Genomic DNA, 14,645 nt, shown 5'->3' on the forward strand with positions numbered 1-14,645 from the left:
CGGAAGGTTTTTGTGTCTTTCCGTGATATTCGGTTACTCTACGTCACAGAAGGCGTCCTCGGGGCCCAGCGGCAGCCGGTAGCAGTGGCCGATGCGCCGGGTCTGCGGGGTGAAGAACGTCTCGGCGTGCCGCATGCCCAGGCGCCGGGTGACCGCTATGGAGCGGGTGTTGCGGCGGTCGACCATGGCGACCACGCCCGGCAGTCCGGCCGCCCGCAGCCGCTGGAGGGTCAGCCGGGCCGCCGCCGTGACGTACCCGCGGCCCCAGTGCTCCCGCCCCAGGCGCCAGCCGATCTCGACCTCGCCCGCCGGGCCCCAGGCGTGCGGCCAGGGCTGGGCGCCGGTGAAGCCGACCGGACGGCCGGACGCGTCGAGGACCGTCCACAGGCAGAAGCCGTGTTCGGCGTCGTGGCGGCGCTGGCGGGCGGTCAGTTCCTCGTAGACGGACGGCTCGGCGGACCGGCCGCCGTGGAACTCCATGACGTCCGGGTCGTCGAAGAGGCGGTGCCAGGTGTGCGCGTCCTCGTCGGTGGGGACACGCAGCCGTACGACGGGCAGTGCTCGGTTCACGGGGACAGGCCCTTCAGCCGGGTGATCAGTGCCGCTGCATAGACTGCCCATGTCCAGTGCCGGTCGGCACGCAGATTTCGAACCTGGGGAGATCCCGCCGTGACCGTCGTGACCGAGTCTCTCTCCGATCCCCTCTCCGGGAACACCGCGGACGTCATCGTCGTGGGCGCGGGACCGGCCGGTTCCACCACCGCGTACCACCTCGCCAAGGCCGGTCTCGACGTCCTCCTGCTGGAGAAGACGGCGTTCCCGCGCGAGAAGGTCTGCGGCGACGGGCTCACCCCGCGCGCCGTCAAACAGCTCGTCGCCATGGGCATCGACATCTCCGAGGAGGCGGGCTGGCTGCGCAACAAGGGCCTGCGCATCATCGGCGGCGGCGTCCGGCTCCAGCTCGACTGGCCCGACCTGGCCTCCTTCCCGGACTACGGACTCGTGCGCAAGCGCGACGACTTCGACGAGCAGCTCGCCCGGCAGGCGCAGAAGGCGGGCGCCCGGCTCTACGAGCGGTGCAACGTCTCGGGTCCGGTCGTGGACGACCGCACCGGCCGCATCACCGGGGTGACGGCCAAGCTGGGCGAGGACAAGCGCGAGGTCATCTTCCACGCGCCGCTCGTGGTCGCCGCCGACGGCAACTCCACCCGGCTCTCCCTGGCGATGGGCCTGCACCGCCGCGAGGACCGCCCGATGGGTGTCGCCGTGCGCACCTACTTCACCTCGCCCCGGCACGACGACGACTACCTGGAGTCCTGGCTCGAACTGTGGGACCGGCGCGGCGCGCAGGACCGCCTGCTGCCCGGCTACGGCTGGATCTTCGGCATGGGCGACGGCACGTCCAACGTCGGCCTCGGCGTGCTCAACACCTCGGCCGCCTTCAAGGAGCTGGACTGGCGGGAGATCCTGAAGGCGTGGTGCGCCTCCATGCCCGAGGACTGGGGCTACACCCCGGACAACATGACCGGCCCCATCCGCGGCGCCGCCCTGCCGATGGCCTTCAACCGCCAGCCGCACTACACGCGCGGCCTGCTGCTCGTCGGTGACGCGGGCGGCCTGGTCAACCCGTTCAACGGCGAGGGCATCGCCTACGCGATGGAGTCCGGCGCGCTGGCCGCCGAGGTCGTCGTCCAGGCGCACTCGCGCGCCACGCCCGCCCAGCGCGAACTGGCCCTCCAGCGCTACCCGCGCGTCCTGAAGGACACCTACGGCGGCTACTACACGCTGGGCCGCGCCTTCGTGAAGCTCATCGGCAACCCGAAGGTCATGCAGATCGCCGCGCAGCGCGGTCTGACCCACCCGATGCTGATGAAGTTCACCCTCAAGCTCCTGGCCAACCTCACCGACCCGACCGGCGGCGACGCGATGGACCGCATCATCAACGGCCTGAGCCGGGTGGCGCCCAAGGCGTGACCCCCGGGGGCCCGGCGAGGGCCCGGAACGACGACGAGGCCGGCTCATTCCTGAGCCAGCCTCAGCCGTGTGCGGGCGCCCCCGGATTCGGGGCGCACCTTTGTGATCATCCGGGGTGAATCGGGCGAACCGGCCGCGCCGGAAGGGCCGCTGCCCCCGAGCGGCTGCGGCCCTTCACCCCGTACGGCGCTGTGCGGTGCCTCAGAGCACCCGGACGGCCCCGGTGGGCGGGTCGTACGACAGCGGCCTCTCCACGACGCCCGTGGACGAGTTCTGCGCTCCGACGAACATACCGCCGCCGACGTACACGGCCACGTGGTACGCGCTGCCGCGGCCGCCCCAGTACAGGATGTCGCCCGGCTGGAGGTTGGAGAGCGACACCTGGGTGCCGGCCATCGACTGGTCCTGGGAGACGCGCGGCAGGCTGATGTTGACCTGCTTGAAGGCGGTCTGCACCAGGCCGGAGCAGTCGTAGGCGGAGGGGCCGGTGGCGCCGGGGACGTACGCCTTGCCGACCTGGGACTTCACGAACGAGACGATGCTGGCGGCCGAACCCGTCGCGGTGGACGAGCCGGTGGAGGTGCCGGTGCCCGTGGTGGCGCCGGTGCTGCTGCCGGAACCGGTGGAGGTGCCGGTGCCCGACTGGGTGGTGAGGGTGGGGCGGGCGCTGTCGCGCGCGGCGCGCTCGGCGGCCTCCTTGCGGGCGGCGGCCTCCTCGGCGGCCTTCTTCTTCGCGGCCTCGGCCTTCTTCTTGGCCTGCGCGAGGTCCGACTTGGCCTGCTTCGCGGCGTTCGCGGCGGCGGAGTCGCGCTCGGCCAGGAGCTGGTAGTGCGCGGCGGCCTGCTGCGTGGCGTCCGCGGACTGGGCGATCTGGCTGGCCAGGTCGGCGGTGAGCGTGGGCAGTTCGAGGGTCTGGGTGACCGGCTCGGCGGCGCTCGCCGTGGAGGCGGACGCACCGGCGACTGCCAGGGTGCCGAGGACGCCACCGGCAACTCCGGCCCGCATCGCGATGGTCGACGCGCTGCGGCGGGGCTTCCGGTGGCTGCGTATGTGAGCGGTGTGGGACATGAGGACAACCGGTATCAGGGGGTCCTCGGACTCTTCAAGAAACGTGGCGTGCGCCACATTTGCTGTGCCGGTCCTGCGAACACCGGGCGTGTCGCCCTTTATTGACGCCGTAACGGACATTGCGGGCACAGATGATCATGCCTGTGATCATGCTCTTTCGCAGTTACGCCCGAATTGCCCCGCGCCTACCATCGGGAACGACCGTTGGCCAAGCCCGGTTCTCATGAAGCTCTCACGGGTGTGGCGGAGGTCACGGAACGGTCACCACCCCGCCGTGCGTCCGCGCGCCGAGCCCACGTCGGCCCCATCTGCCACACGAGCCACAGCGTCCCCACAGGCACCACGCGTCGCTTGTGAACGGGTGAACGTGTCCACTTCCCGTTCCGGGCTCCCTCTGATGTGTGAAAAGCAGCCCTATATCAAGGTCTTGACGCCGGTCGCCACTTTGCGCCGGACACTCTTCATCTGATAATGCAGACCCCTTCCGACCTGCAAATACGAGGTAAAATGTAACCAGTGGTGATCACTCAGGTGCTTCGCGTGCGAAGATCACCCCTCATCCGGCTTCATGATCCTTCGTCAGGTGGTGGAGATCACAAAGCCGGTGCAATACCCCGTGTCGCAGATCACAGAGTGTCGGGCATAGGATGCCCTCCAGTTGGGCTTGTGACCTGCTTCACATGTTCCCGATCTTCGCCGGGACAGGCGGGGTTCGCGGGACGGACGAGGCAGGTGCGGCCCAGTGACCGCCAGCAGTCAGTGCCGACTGAGAGGAGCGAGGAGCGGTGAACGCGTATGCGCCCATCCTCGTACTGGGAGCCCTCGGGGCAGGCTTTGCGATCTTCTCCGTGGTCATGGCCACGCTGATCGGACCGAAGCGGTACAACCGCGCCAAACTCGAGGCCTACGAGTGCGGTATCGAGCCGACCCCCACGCCGGCCGGCGGCGGGCGCTTCCCCATCAAGTACTACCTGACGGCGATGCTCTTCATCGTCTTCGACATCGAGATCGTCTTCCTCTACCCCTGGGCCGTCACCTTCGACGCCCTGGGTGTTTTCGGGCTCGTGGAGATGCTGCTCTTCGTGCTCACCGTCTTCGTCGCGTACGCGTACGTATGGCGGCGCGGCGGCCTGGAATGGGACTGAGGGGCCATATAAGACATGGGACTCGAAGAAAAGCTGCCGAGCGGCTTCCTGCTGACCACCGTGGAGCAGGCCGCGGGCTGGGTGCGTAAGTCGTCCGTCTTCCCGGCCACCTTCGGCCTCGCCTGCTGCGCGATCGAGATGATGACCACCGGAGCCGGCCGCTACGACCTGGCCCGCTTCGGCATGGAGGTGTTCCGCGGTTCGCCCCGCCAGGCGGACCTGATGATCGTGGCCGGCCGGGTCAGCCAGAAGATGGCGCCGGTCCTCAGGCAGGTCTACGACCAGATGCCCAACCCCAAGTGGGTGATCTCCATGGGCGTCTGCGCCTCCTCGGGCGGCATGTTCAACAACTACGCGATCGTCCAGGGCGTCGACCACATCGTCCCCGTCGACATCTACCTGCCCGGCTGCCCGCCCCGCCCCGAGATGCTGATGGACGCGATCCTCAAGCTCCACCAGAAGATCCAGACCACCAAGCTCGGCGTGAACGCCGAGGAGGCGGCCCGCGAGGCGGAGGAGGCGGCGCTCAAGGCACTGCCCACGATCGAGATGAAGGGGCTGCTGCGATGAGCGACGTGAACCCCGAGAAGGATCTCGGCACCGACAACCTCCCCGGCCAGCGCGGCGAGGGCGGCGAGGAGATCCGCGTCCAGCGCGGCATGTTCGGCGCGAACAACGGCGGCGACACCTCCGGCTACGGCGGCCTGGTCCGCTCGGTGCGGCTGCCCGGACCGGCCACCCGCCCCTACGGCGGCTGGTTCGACGAGGTCGCCGACGAGCTGGAGGGCGCCCTGGAGGAACAGGGCCTGCTGCCGGACAACGCCATCGAGAAGACGGTCGTCGACCGCGGCGAGCTGACCTTCCACATCGAGCGCGAGCACCTGGTCCGCGTCGCCCGCACCCTGCGCGACGACCCCGCCCTGCGCTTCGAGCTGTGCACCGGCGTCAGCGGCGTCCACTACCCGCACGACAAGGGCCGCGAGCTGCACGCCGTCTACCACCTGCGCTCGATCACCCACAACCGGCTGATCCGGCTGGAGGTCAGCGCCCCCGACGCCGACCGGCACATCCCGTCGCTGGTGCCCGTCTACCCGACCAACGACTGGCACGAGCGCGAGACGTACGACTTCTTCGGCATCGTCTTCGACGGCCACCCCGCCCTGACGCGGATCATGATGCCGGACGACTGGCCGGGCCACCCGCAGCGCAAGGACTACCCCCTCGGCGGCATCCCCGTCGAGTACAAGGGCGCCCAGATCCCGGCTCCGGACCAGCGGAGGTCGTACTCGTGAGCACTTCGCACGCCTCCCCGAGGGAGACCACGGAAGGCACCGTCTACACGGTCACCGGCGGCGACTGGGACGAGGTCGTCCAGTCCGCGGCCCGCGCCGACGACGAGCGCATCGTCGTCAACATGGGCCCCCAGCACCCCTCCACCCACGGAGTGCTGCGCCTCATCCTGGAGATCGACGGCGAGACGGTCACCGAGGCCCGCTGCGGCATCGGCTACCTGCACACCGGCATCGAGAAGAACCTCGAATTCCGCACGTGGACGCAGGGCACCACCTTCGTCACGCGCATGGACTACCTGACGTCCTTCTTCAACGAGACGGCCTACTGCCTCGGCGTCGAGAAGCTCCTCGGCATCGAGGACCAGATCACCGACCGGGCCACGATCATCCGCGTGCTCCTGATGGAGCTGAACCGGCTCTCCTCCCACCTGGTGTGCATCGCCACCGGCGGCATGGAGCTGGGCGCCACCACCATCATGATCTACGGCTTCCGCGACCGCGAGCTGATCCTCGACATCTACGAGCTGATCACCGGCCTCCGGATGAACCACGCGTACATCCGCCCCGGCGGACTCGCCCAGGACCTGCCGCCCGGCGCGGTGGACCAGATCCGCGAGTTCGTGAAGAAGATGCGGAAGAACCTCCCGGAGTACGACAAGCTCGCCACCGGGAACCCCATCTTCAAGGCCCGGATGCAGGACGTCGGCTACCTCGACCTGGCCGGCTGCATGGCCCTGGGCGCCACCGGCCCCATCCTGCGCTCCACCGGCCTGCCGCACGACCTGCGCAAGACCCAGCCGTACTGCGGCTACGAGACGTACGACTTCGACGTCCCGACCGCCGACTCCTGCGACGCCTACGGCCGCTTCCTGATCCGCCTGGAGGAGATGCGCCAGTCGCTCAGGATCGTCGAGCAGTGCCTGGACCGGCTGGAGCCGGGACCGGTCATGGTCGCCGACAAGAAGATCGCCTGGCCCGCCCAGCTCGCCCTGGGACCGGACGGACTCGGCAACTCCCTCGACCACATCAAGAAGATCATGGGCACCTCCATGGAGGCCCTGATCCACCACTTCAAGCTGGTCACCGAGGGCTTCCGGGTCCCGGCCGGACAGGTGTACACGGCGGTCGAGTCGCCCAAGGGCGAGCTGGGCGTGCATGTCGTCTCCGACGGCGGCACCCGCCCCTTCCGGGTCCACTTCCGCGACCCGTCCTTCACCAACCTTCAGGCCATGGCGGCGATGTGCGAGGGCGGCCAGGTCGCCGACGTCATCGTCGCCGTCGCGTCCATCGACCCCGTGATGGGAGGCGTCGACCGGTGACCACCTCTTCTTCCGAGCGGGGCGTCAGCCTGGGCATGCCCGAACTGCCCGCGCCCGCCTACCCGGACGACGTCCGCGCCCGGCTGGAGGCCGACGCCCGCGAGATCATCGCCCGCTACCCCGACTCGCGCTCCGCGCTGCTGCCGCTGCTGCACCTCGTGCAGTCCGAGGAGGGCCACGTCACGCGCACCGGGATGCGGTTCTGCGCGGACGTCCTCGGCCTGACCACCGCCGAGGTCACCGCGGTCGCCACCTTCTACACCATGTACCGGCGCGGACCCTCCGGCGACTACCAGGTCGGCGTCTGCACCAACACCCTGTGCGCGGTGATGGGCGGCGACGCCCTCTTCGAGACGCTCCAGGAGCACCTGGGCGTCGGCAACGGCGGGACCACCGACGACGGCAAGGTCACCCTGGAGCACATCGAGTGCAACGCGGCCTGCGACTTCGCCCCGGTCGTGATGGTCAACTGGGAGTTCTTCGACAACCAGACGCCCGAGAGCGTCAAGCGCCTGGTCGACGACCTGCGCGCGGGCCGGCCCGTCACCCCCACCCGCGGCGCCCCGATGTGCACCTTCAAGGAGACCGCCCGGATCCTGGCCGGTTTCCCCGACGAGCGCGAGGGCGCCACCGACGCCGGCGGCAGCGCCGGACCCGCCTCGCTGACCGGGCTGCGCCTGGCCCGGGGCGAGAGCGCGCCCGCGCGCGTGGTCCACCCCCGCGAGGGCGGCCCGCAGGACGCGCAGCGCGACACCGTGCACGAGCCGTCGCCGACCGAGCACCTCAGCTCGCACGACGCACCGCAGCAGACCTCGGCCTCCGATCCTTCGCACCCCGCGGGACCCGCCGCCGAGGAGGGGGAGTGATGACCGTGTCCACATCGCAGGGAGGCGCGGCCCAGCCGGAGGCCGGCGGCGGCGCCAGCCCCGAGAAGCTGCTCGCCCCCGTGCTCTCCGCCTTCTGGGACGAGGACCGCTCCTGGACGCTGGACGTCTACCGGCGCCACGAGGGCTACGAAGGACTGCGCAAGGCGCTCGCCATGTCCCCGGACGACGTGATCGCCTACGTCAAGGAGTCCGGACTGCGCGGCCGCGGCGGCGCGGGCTTCCCGACCGGGATGAAATGGCAGTTCATCCCGCAGGGCGACGGCAAGCCGCACTACCTCGTCGTCAACGCCGACGAGTCGGAGCCGGGCACCTGCAAGGACATCCCGCTCCTGTACGCCAACCCGCACAGCCTGATCGAGGGCATCGTCATCGCCTGCCACGCCATCAGGTCGTCGCACGCCTTCATCTATCTGCGCGGCGAGGTCGTCCCCGTGCTGCGGCGGCTGCACTCCGCCGTGCGCGAGGCGTACGCGGCCGGCTACCTCGGGACGGACGTCCTGGGCAGCGGACTCGACCTCGACATCACCGTGCACGCGGGCGCGGGCGCGTACATCTGCGGCGAGGAGACCGCGCTGCTGGACTCGCTCGAAGGCCGCCGCGGACAGCCGCGGCTGCGTCCCCCCTTCCCGGCCGTCGCGGGCCTGTACGCGTGCCCCACTGTCGTGAACAACGTCGAATCCATCGCCTCGGTTCCCGCCATCATGAACCAGGGCAAGGAGTGGTTCCGCTCGATGGGCAGCGAGAAGTCCCCGGGCTTCACGCTCTACTCGCTCAGCGGCCATGTCGCGAGCCCCGGCCAGTACGAGGCCCCGCTCGGCATCACGCTGCGCCAGCTCCTGGACATGAGCGGCGGGATGCGCCCCGGGCACCGGCTGAAGTTCTGGACCCCGGGCGGCTCCTCCACCCCCATGTTCACCGAGGAGCACCTCGACGTCCCCCTCGACTACGAGGGCGTCGGCGCCGCCGGGTCCATGCTCGGCACCAAGGCGCTCCAGTGCTTCGACGAGACGACCTGCGTGGTGCGGGCCGTCACCCGGTGGACCGAGTTCTACGCCCACGAGTCCTGCGGCAAGTGCACACCCTGCCGCGAGGGCACGTACTGGCTCGTGCAGCTGCTGCGGGACATCGAGGCCGGCAAGGGCGTCATGGCCGACCTCGACAAGCTGAACGACATCGCCGACAACATCAACGGCAAGTCCTTCTGCGCCCTCGGCGACGGCGCGGCCTCCCCCATCTTCTCCTCCCTGAAGTACTTCCGCGCGGAGTACGAGGAGCACATCACGGGCCGCGGCTGCCCCTTCGACCCCGCCCGGTCCACGGTCTGGGCGGACCAGCACACGGAGGTGCTCGCATGACCGTGACCACCAACGCCCCCTCCTCGGGCGGCGCGGCGGCACCCCCGCCGGACGACCTCGTGACACTGACGATCGACGGCGTCGAGATCAGCGTGCCCAAGGGCACCCTGGTCATCCGGGCCGCCGAACAGCTCGGCATCGAGATCCCCCGGTTCTGCGACCACCCGCTGCTCGACCCGGCCGGCGCCTGCCGCCAGTGCATCGTCGAGGTCGAGGGCCAGCGCAAGCCCATGGCGTCCTGCACCATCACCTGCACCGACGGCATGGTGGTCAAGACCCAGCTGACCTCGCCGGTCGCCGAGAAGGCCCAGCACGGCGTGATGGAGCTGCTGCTCATCAACCACCCGCTGGACTGCCCGGTCTGCGACAAGGGCGGCGAGTGCCCGCTACAGAACCAGGCCGTGTCGCACGGCAACGCCGACTCCCGCTTCGAGGGGAAGAAGCGGACGTACGAGAAGCCGGTGCCGATCTCCGCGCAGGTGCTGCTGGACCGCGAGCGGTGCGTGCTGTGCGCCCGCTGCACCCGCTTCTCCAACCAGATCGCCGGCGACCCGATGATCGAACTGATCGAGCGCGGCGCGCTCCAGCAGGTCGGCACCGGCGAGGGCGACCCGTTCGAGTCGTACTTCTCCGGCAACACCATCCAGATCTGCCCGGTCGGCGCGCTCACCTCGGCCGCGTACCGCTTCCGCTCGCGCCCCTTCGACCTGGTCTCCTCGCACTCGGTGTGCGAGCACTGCGCGGGCGGCTGCGCCACCCGCACCGACCACCGGCGGGGCAAGGTCATGCGGCGGCTCGCCGCGAACGACCCCGAGGTCAACGAGGAGTGGACCTGCGACAAGGGCCGCTTCGGGTTCCGCTACGCGCAGCTCAAGGACCGGCTGACCACCCCGCTGGTGCGCAGCCCCGAGGGCGAACTGGTCGCCGCTTCCTGGCCGGAGGCCCTGGAGATCGCCGCCCAGGGGCTGCTCGCCTCGCGCGGCCGCACCGGTGTCCTCACCGGCGGTCGGCTCACCGTCGAGGACGCCTACGCGTACAGCAAGTTCGCGCGGGTGGCCCTGGACACCAACGACATCGACTTCCGCGCGCGCGTGCACAGCGGCGAGGAGGCCGACTTCCTGGCCGCCCGCGTCGCCGGGCACGGCCGGGACGTCGACGGCACCGGCGTCACGTACACCGCCCTGGAGCAGGCACCGGCCGTGCTGCTGGCCGGGTTCGAGTCCGAGGAGGAGGCGCCGGGCGTCTTCCTGCGGCTGCGCAAGGCGTGGCGGGGGCACGGGCAGCGGGTGTTCTCGCTGGCCACGCACGCCACCCGCGGCCTGGAGAAGGCGGGCGGCACCCTGCTGCCGGCCGCGCCCGGTACCGAGACCGAGTGGCTGGACGCGCTGGCGGGCGGCGTCGGCCTGGAGGGCGACGGGAGCCGGGCCGCCGAGGCGCTGCGCGCCGAGGGTGCGGTCATCGTCGTCGGCGAACGGCTGGCCGCCGTCGCGGGCGGCCTCACCGCCGCCGTCCGGGCCGCCACCGCGACCGGCGCCCGCCTGGTGTGGATCCCGCGCCGGGCCGGGGAGCGCGGCGCGATCGAGGCGGGCGCGCTGCCGTCGCTGCTGCCGGGCGGCCGCCCGGCCACCGACCCGCGCGCGCGGGACGAGGTCGCCGCCCTGTGGGGCGTCGCCGCCCTCCCGCACCGCTACGGCCGCGACACCGGCCAGATCCTGGCCGCCGCCGCGGACGGCGAACTCCAGGCGCTGCTGGTCGCCGGGGTGGAGGTCGCCGACCTGCCCGACCCGGCACGCGCGCGTGCCGCCCTGGCCGAGGCCGGGTTCCTGGTCTCGCTGGAGCTGCGGACCGGCGAGGTCACCGAGCACGCCGACGTGGTCCTGCCGGTCGCGGCGGTCGCCGAGAAGGCGGGCAGCTTCCTCAACTGGGAGGGCCGGGTGCGCTTCTTCGAGGCCGCGCTCAAGCCCGAGCAGATGACCCGCCGCCTCGCCCCGACCGATCTGCGGGTGCTCCAGATGCTGGCCGACGCCATGGACGTCCACCTGGGCCTGCCGGACCTGCGCACCGCACACGCCGAGCTGGACCGGCTGGGCACCTGGAGCGGCCCGCGCGCCGCCGAACCCCGCGAGAGCGGCGGCGTACTGCCCCGGCCCGCCGCCGGGGAGGCGGTGCTCGCCGGGCACCGGCTCCTGCTCGACCAGGGCCTCCTCCAGGAGGGCGACGACGCGCTCGCCGGGACCCGGCACGCCGCACACGCGCGCGTGTCGGCCGCCACGGCCGCCGAGGCGGGCGTCGCGGACGGCGATCTGCTCGCCGTGACCGGCCCGGCCGGCACGACCGCGTTCCCGCTGGAGGTCACCGAGATGCCCGACCGGGTGGTGTGGCTCCCGCTGAACTCCGCCGGGGCCGGCGTCGCCGCCGACACCGGGGCGCAGCCCGGCTCCCTCGTCCGTATCGGCCCGGCGCCCCGCGCGGCCGGGGCCCTTGAGGAGGTGGAGGCGTGAACCCGTCCCTCGCCGCAGAGAACCTGTCGATGTTCGGCACCGACCCGTGGTGGCTGGTCGTCGTCAAGGCGGTGTTCTGCTTCGCCTTCCTGATGGTGACCGTGCTGTTCTCCATCGTGTGGGAGCGCAAGGTCGTCGCCTGGATGCAGCTGCGCATCGGCCCCAACCGGCACGGCCCCTGGGGCATGCTCCAGTCGCTGGCCGACGGCATCAAGCTGATGCTCAAGGAAGACGTCGTCGTCAAACGCGCCGACAAGGTCGTCTACGTCCTCGCGCCGGTCGTCGCCGCCATCCCCGCCTTCATGGCGATCGCCGTGATCCCCTTCGGACCCGCGGGCAACGAGGTGTCGGTCTTCGGCCACCGCACCGCGATGCAGCTGACCGACCTGCCGATCGCCATGCTGTTCATCCTGGCGGTCGCCTCGGTCGGCATCTACGGCATCGTCCTGGCGGGCTGGAGCTCCGGCTCCACCTACCCGCTCCTGGGCGGTCTGCGCTCCTGCGCGCAGATGATCTCCTACGAGATCGCCATGGGCGCCGCGTTCGCCTCGGTGTTCCTCTACTCGGGGTCGATGTCCACCTCGGCCATCGTGGAACAGCAGCACGACCGCTGGTACATCCTGCTGCTGCCGGTCTCCTTCATCCTCTACATCGTCACCATGGTCGGGGAGACCAACCGCGCCCCGTTCGACATGCCGGAGTCCGAGGGCGACCTGGTCGGCGGCTTCAACACCGAGTACTCCTCGATCAAGTTCGCGATGTTCATGCTCGCCGAGTACGTGAACATGGTGACGGTCTCGGCCGTGGCGACGACGCTGTTCCTGGGCGGCTGGCGGGCCCCGTGGCCGATCAGCACCTTCTGGGAGGGCGCCAACCACGGCTGGTGGCCGCTGCTCTGGTTCGTGATCAAGGTGCAACTGCTGCTGTTCTTCTTCATCTGGCTGCGCGGCACGCTCCCGCGCGTGCGCTACGACCAGCTGATGAAGCTCGGCTGGAAGGTCCTCATCCCGGTCTCCGTGGTCTGGCTGATGCTCGTCGCGACCGTACGGACCCTCAGGAACGAGCACTACGACTTCGCCGACATCGCCCTCTACGTCGGCGGCGGCGTCCTGGCCCTGCTGGTGCTGTCCTTCGTCGCCGACCTGTTCCGCGAGAAGGGCGGGGAGGCGGAGCGGAGCGCCGCGCAGCCGCCCGGGTTCGACCCGATGGCGGGCGGCTTCCCGGTGCCGCCGCTGCCCGGCCAAGAGCTGCCGCCCGTGCCGCGCCGCCGCCCGCGCCGTGAGCGCGAGCTGATTGTCAGTGGTGGCACCGACACTGTCAGTGACGGAACTCTGGAGGGAAAGGAGGCGTCCGATGGCTGACGAGCCCAAGGGGACCGACCCCGGTTTCCAGAACCCCGTGGCCGGCTTCGGCGTGACCTTCAAGGCCATGTTCAAGAAGCGGCTGACCGAGCAGTACCCGGAGCAGAAGAAGACCACCGCTCCCCGCTTCCACGGACGGCACCAGCTCAACCGCCATCCGGACGGCCTGGAGAAGTGCGTCGGCTGCGAGCTGTGCGCCTGGGCCTGCCCCGCCGACGCCATCTACGTGGAGGGCGCCGACAACACCGACGAGGAGCGCTACTCCCCAGGCGAGCGCTACGGCCGCGTCTACCAGATCAACTACGCCCGCTGCATCCTGTGCGGGCTGTGCATCGAGGCGTGCCCCACCCGCGCGCTGACGATGACCAACGAGTTCGAACTGGCCGACTCCAGCCGCGCCGACCTCATCTACACCAAGGAGCAGCTGCTCGCCGGTCTCGACGAGGGCATGGTCGACACCCCGCACGCCATCTACCCCGGCACCGACGAACAGGACTACTACCGGGGCCTGGTGACGGAGGCCGCGCCCGGCACGGTGCGCCAGCCGGCCGTCTCCAAGGGCGAGCAGCCCGCGGACGAGGAGGTGGACGTATGAGCCCCGAGCTCGCCGCCTACACCACCTCCACCGGCGAGGCGTTCCAGTTCTGGGTCCTCGGCACCGTCGCGGTGATCGGCGCGCTGTGCACCGTCTTCATGAGGAAGGCCGTGCACAGCGCCCTGTGCCTGGCCGGCACCATGATCGTCCTGGCCGTGTTCTACCTGGCCAACGGCGCCTACTTCCTCGGGATCGTGCAGATCGTCGTCTACACCGGCGCGATCATGATGCTGTTCCTGTTCGTGGTGATGCTCGTCGGTGTGACCGCCGCCGACTCCCTGAAGGAGACCATCAAGGGCCAGCGCTGGCTGGCCCTGCTGTGCGGCCTCGGCTTCGGCATCCTGCTGTTCGCCGGGATCGCCAACGCCTCCCTGAAGGACTTCGCGGGCGCGGGCAAGGCCAACGCCGGCGGCAATGTGGAGGGCCTGGCCTCCCTGATCTTCACCCGGTACGTGTTCGCGTTCGAGCTCACCGGCGCCCTGCTCATCACCGCCACCATCGGCGCCATGGTGCTCACCCACCGCGAGCGCACCGAGCGGGCCAGGACCCAGCGCGAGCTGTCCGAGCAGCGTGTGCGCGAGGGCAGGCACGTACCGCCGCTGCCCGCCCCCGGCGTCTACGCCCGGCACAACGCCGTGGACATCGCGGGCCTGCTGCCCGACGGCACCCCCTCCGAGCTGACGGTCAGCAAGACCCTGCGCGAGCGCGGTCAGATCCGGGACGTCTCGGCCGAGGCGCTGGGCGACCTCAAGGCGCTGGAGCAGCGGGCCGAGGAGCGCCTCGAGCGCACCGAGACCGGCTCGGCGGCCTTCAAGCGGCCCGAGGAGGCGTCGAAGTGAATCCCGTCAACTACCTGTACCTCGCCGCCCTGCTGTTCACGATCGGTGCCACCGGCGTCCTCATCCGCCGCAACGCCATCGTGGTCTTCATGTGCGTCGAGCTGATGCTGAACGCCTGCAACCTCGCGTTCGTCGTCTTCTCCCGGATGCACGGCAACCTCGACGGCCAGATCATCGCCTTCTTCACGATGGTCGTCGCCGCGGCGGAGGTCGTGGTCGGACTCGCGATCATCGTGTCGCTGTTCCGTTCCCGCCACTCGGCCTCGGTCGACGACGCCAGCCTGATGAAGCTGTAAGGGGTCGGAAGAA

Annotated in this window: 14 protein-coding genes; 12 read left to right on the plus strand and 2 right to left on the minus strand. The window is 70.5% G+C overall.

Going from position 1 to position 14,645, the window contains the following annotated elements; translation table 11 throughout:
* Positions 1–33 precede the first annotated feature (33 nt).
* The gene (locus tag ACWDYF_RS30465; protein WP_381736777.1) at positions 34–570 is read right to left on the minus strand and encodes a GNAT family N-acetyltransferase; all 537 of its coding nucleotides are present in this window, start codon (positions 568–570) and stop codon (positions 34–36) included.
* A gap of 99 nt (positions 571–669) precedes the next feature.
* On the opposite strand from ACWDYF_RS30465, the gene ACWDYF_RS30470 reads away from it, so the two are divergent.
* Positions 670–1,974: a geranylgeranyl reductase family protein gene (locus ACWDYF_RS30470; RefSeq protein ID WP_389470809.1), complete on the plus strand. Its 1,305-nt coding sequence runs from the start codon at positions 670–672 to the stop codon at positions 1,972–1,974.
* A 201-nt stretch (positions 1,975–2,175) separates the two neighbouring features.
* Here the strand turns inward: ACWDYF_RS30470 and ACWDYF_RS30475 are convergent, their stop codons facing one another.
* Complete coding sequence (locus tag ACWDYF_RS30475; RefSeq protein WP_389470807.1) at positions 2,176–3,042, minus strand: C40 family peptidase; 867 nt, start codon at positions 3,040–3,042, stop codon at positions 2,176–2,178.
* Positions 3,043–3,827: 785 nt separating this feature from the next.
* Between ACWDYF_RS30475 and ACWDYF_RS30480 the strand changes: the two genes are divergently transcribed.
* From ACWDYF_RS30480 to nuoK, 11 genes are read left to right on the plus strand one after another with little or no spacing between them, the layout of a single operon-like run.
* Positions 3,828–4,187 (plus strand): NADH-quinone oxidoreductase subunit A, encoded by a 360-nt coding sequence (locus ACWDYF_RS30480; protein ID WP_007383963.1) that lies wholly within the window; start codon positions 3,828–3,830, stop codon positions 4,185–4,187.
* Between the two features lie 15 nt (positions 4,188–4,202).
* A complete protein-coding gene (locus tag ACWDYF_RS30485) occupies positions 4,203–4,757 on the plus strand; it encodes a NuoB/complex I 20 kDa subunit family protein (RefSeq protein WP_389470804.1) in 555 nt (184 codons plus the stop codon).
* Positions 4,754–5,479 carry an NADH-quinone oxidoreductase subunit C gene (locus ACWDYF_RS30490; protein WP_018568269.1) on the plus strand — a complete coding sequence of 242 codons (726 nt, stop codon included), beginning with the start codon at positions 4,754–4,756 and terminating at the stop codon, positions 5,477–5,479. The genes ACWDYF_RS30485 and ACWDYF_RS30490 overlap by 4 nt, the downstream gene beginning before the upstream one ends.
* Positions 5,476–6,798, plus strand: a complete 1,323-nt coding sequence (locus ACWDYF_RS30495) for an NADH-quinone oxidoreductase subunit D (protein ID WP_389470803.1) — start codon at positions 5,476–5,478, stop codon at positions 6,796–6,798. Before ACWDYF_RS30490 ends, ACWDYF_RS30495 begins: the two co-directional genes overlap by 4 nt.
* Positions 6,795–7,664, plus strand: a complete 870-nt coding sequence (gene nuoE / locus ACWDYF_RS30500; protein ID WP_037887624.1) for an NADH-quinone oxidoreductase subunit NuoE — start codon at positions 6,795–6,797, stop codon at positions 7,662–7,664. Before ACWDYF_RS30495 ends, nuoE begins: the two co-directional genes overlap by 4 nt.
* Positions 7,664–9,040 (plus strand): NADH-quinone oxidoreductase subunit NuoF, encoded by a 1,377-nt coding sequence (gene nuoF / locus ACWDYF_RS30505; RefSeq protein WP_018568272.1) that lies wholly within the window; start codon positions 7,664–7,666, stop codon positions 9,038–9,040. Before nuoE ends, nuoF begins: the two co-directional genes overlap by 1 nt.
* Complete coding sequence (locus ACWDYF_RS30510; protein WP_389470799.1) at positions 9,037–11,541, plus strand: NADH-quinone oxidoreductase subunit G; 2,505 nt, start codon at positions 9,037–9,039, stop codon at positions 11,539–11,541. The genes nuoF and ACWDYF_RS30510 overlap by 4 nt, the downstream gene beginning before the upstream one ends.
* Positions 11,538–12,902 carry an NADH-quinone oxidoreductase subunit NuoH gene (nuoH, locus tag ACWDYF_RS30515; protein WP_389470796.1) on the plus strand — a complete coding sequence of 455 codons (1,365 nt, stop codon included), beginning with the start codon at positions 11,538–11,540 and terminating at the stop codon, positions 12,900–12,902. Before ACWDYF_RS30510 ends, nuoH begins: the two co-directional genes overlap by 4 nt.
* Positions 12,895–13,497 carry an NADH-quinone oxidoreductase subunit NuoI gene (gene nuoI, locus ACWDYF_RS30520; protein ID WP_389470793.1) on the plus strand — a complete coding sequence of 201 codons (603 nt, stop codon included), beginning with the start codon at positions 12,895–12,897 and terminating at the stop codon, positions 13,495–13,497. The genes nuoH and nuoI overlap by 8 nt, the downstream gene beginning before the upstream one ends.
* Positions 13,494–14,336, plus strand: coding sequence for an NADH-quinone oxidoreductase subunit J (locus ACWDYF_RS30525; protein WP_018568276.1), 843 nt, complete (start codon positions 13,494–13,496; stop codon positions 14,334–14,336). The genes nuoI and ACWDYF_RS30525 overlap by 4 nt, the downstream gene beginning before the upstream one ends.
* Positions 14,333–14,632, plus strand: a complete 300-nt coding sequence (nuoK, locus tag ACWDYF_RS30530) for an NADH-quinone oxidoreductase subunit NuoK (protein ID WP_018568277.1) — start codon at positions 14,333–14,335, stop codon at positions 14,630–14,632. Before ACWDYF_RS30525 ends, nuoK begins: the two co-directional genes overlap by 4 nt.
* Positions 14,633–14,645: the final 13 nt, after the last annotated feature.

It is taken from the genome of Streptomyces sp. NPDC003284 (assembly GCF_053589675.1).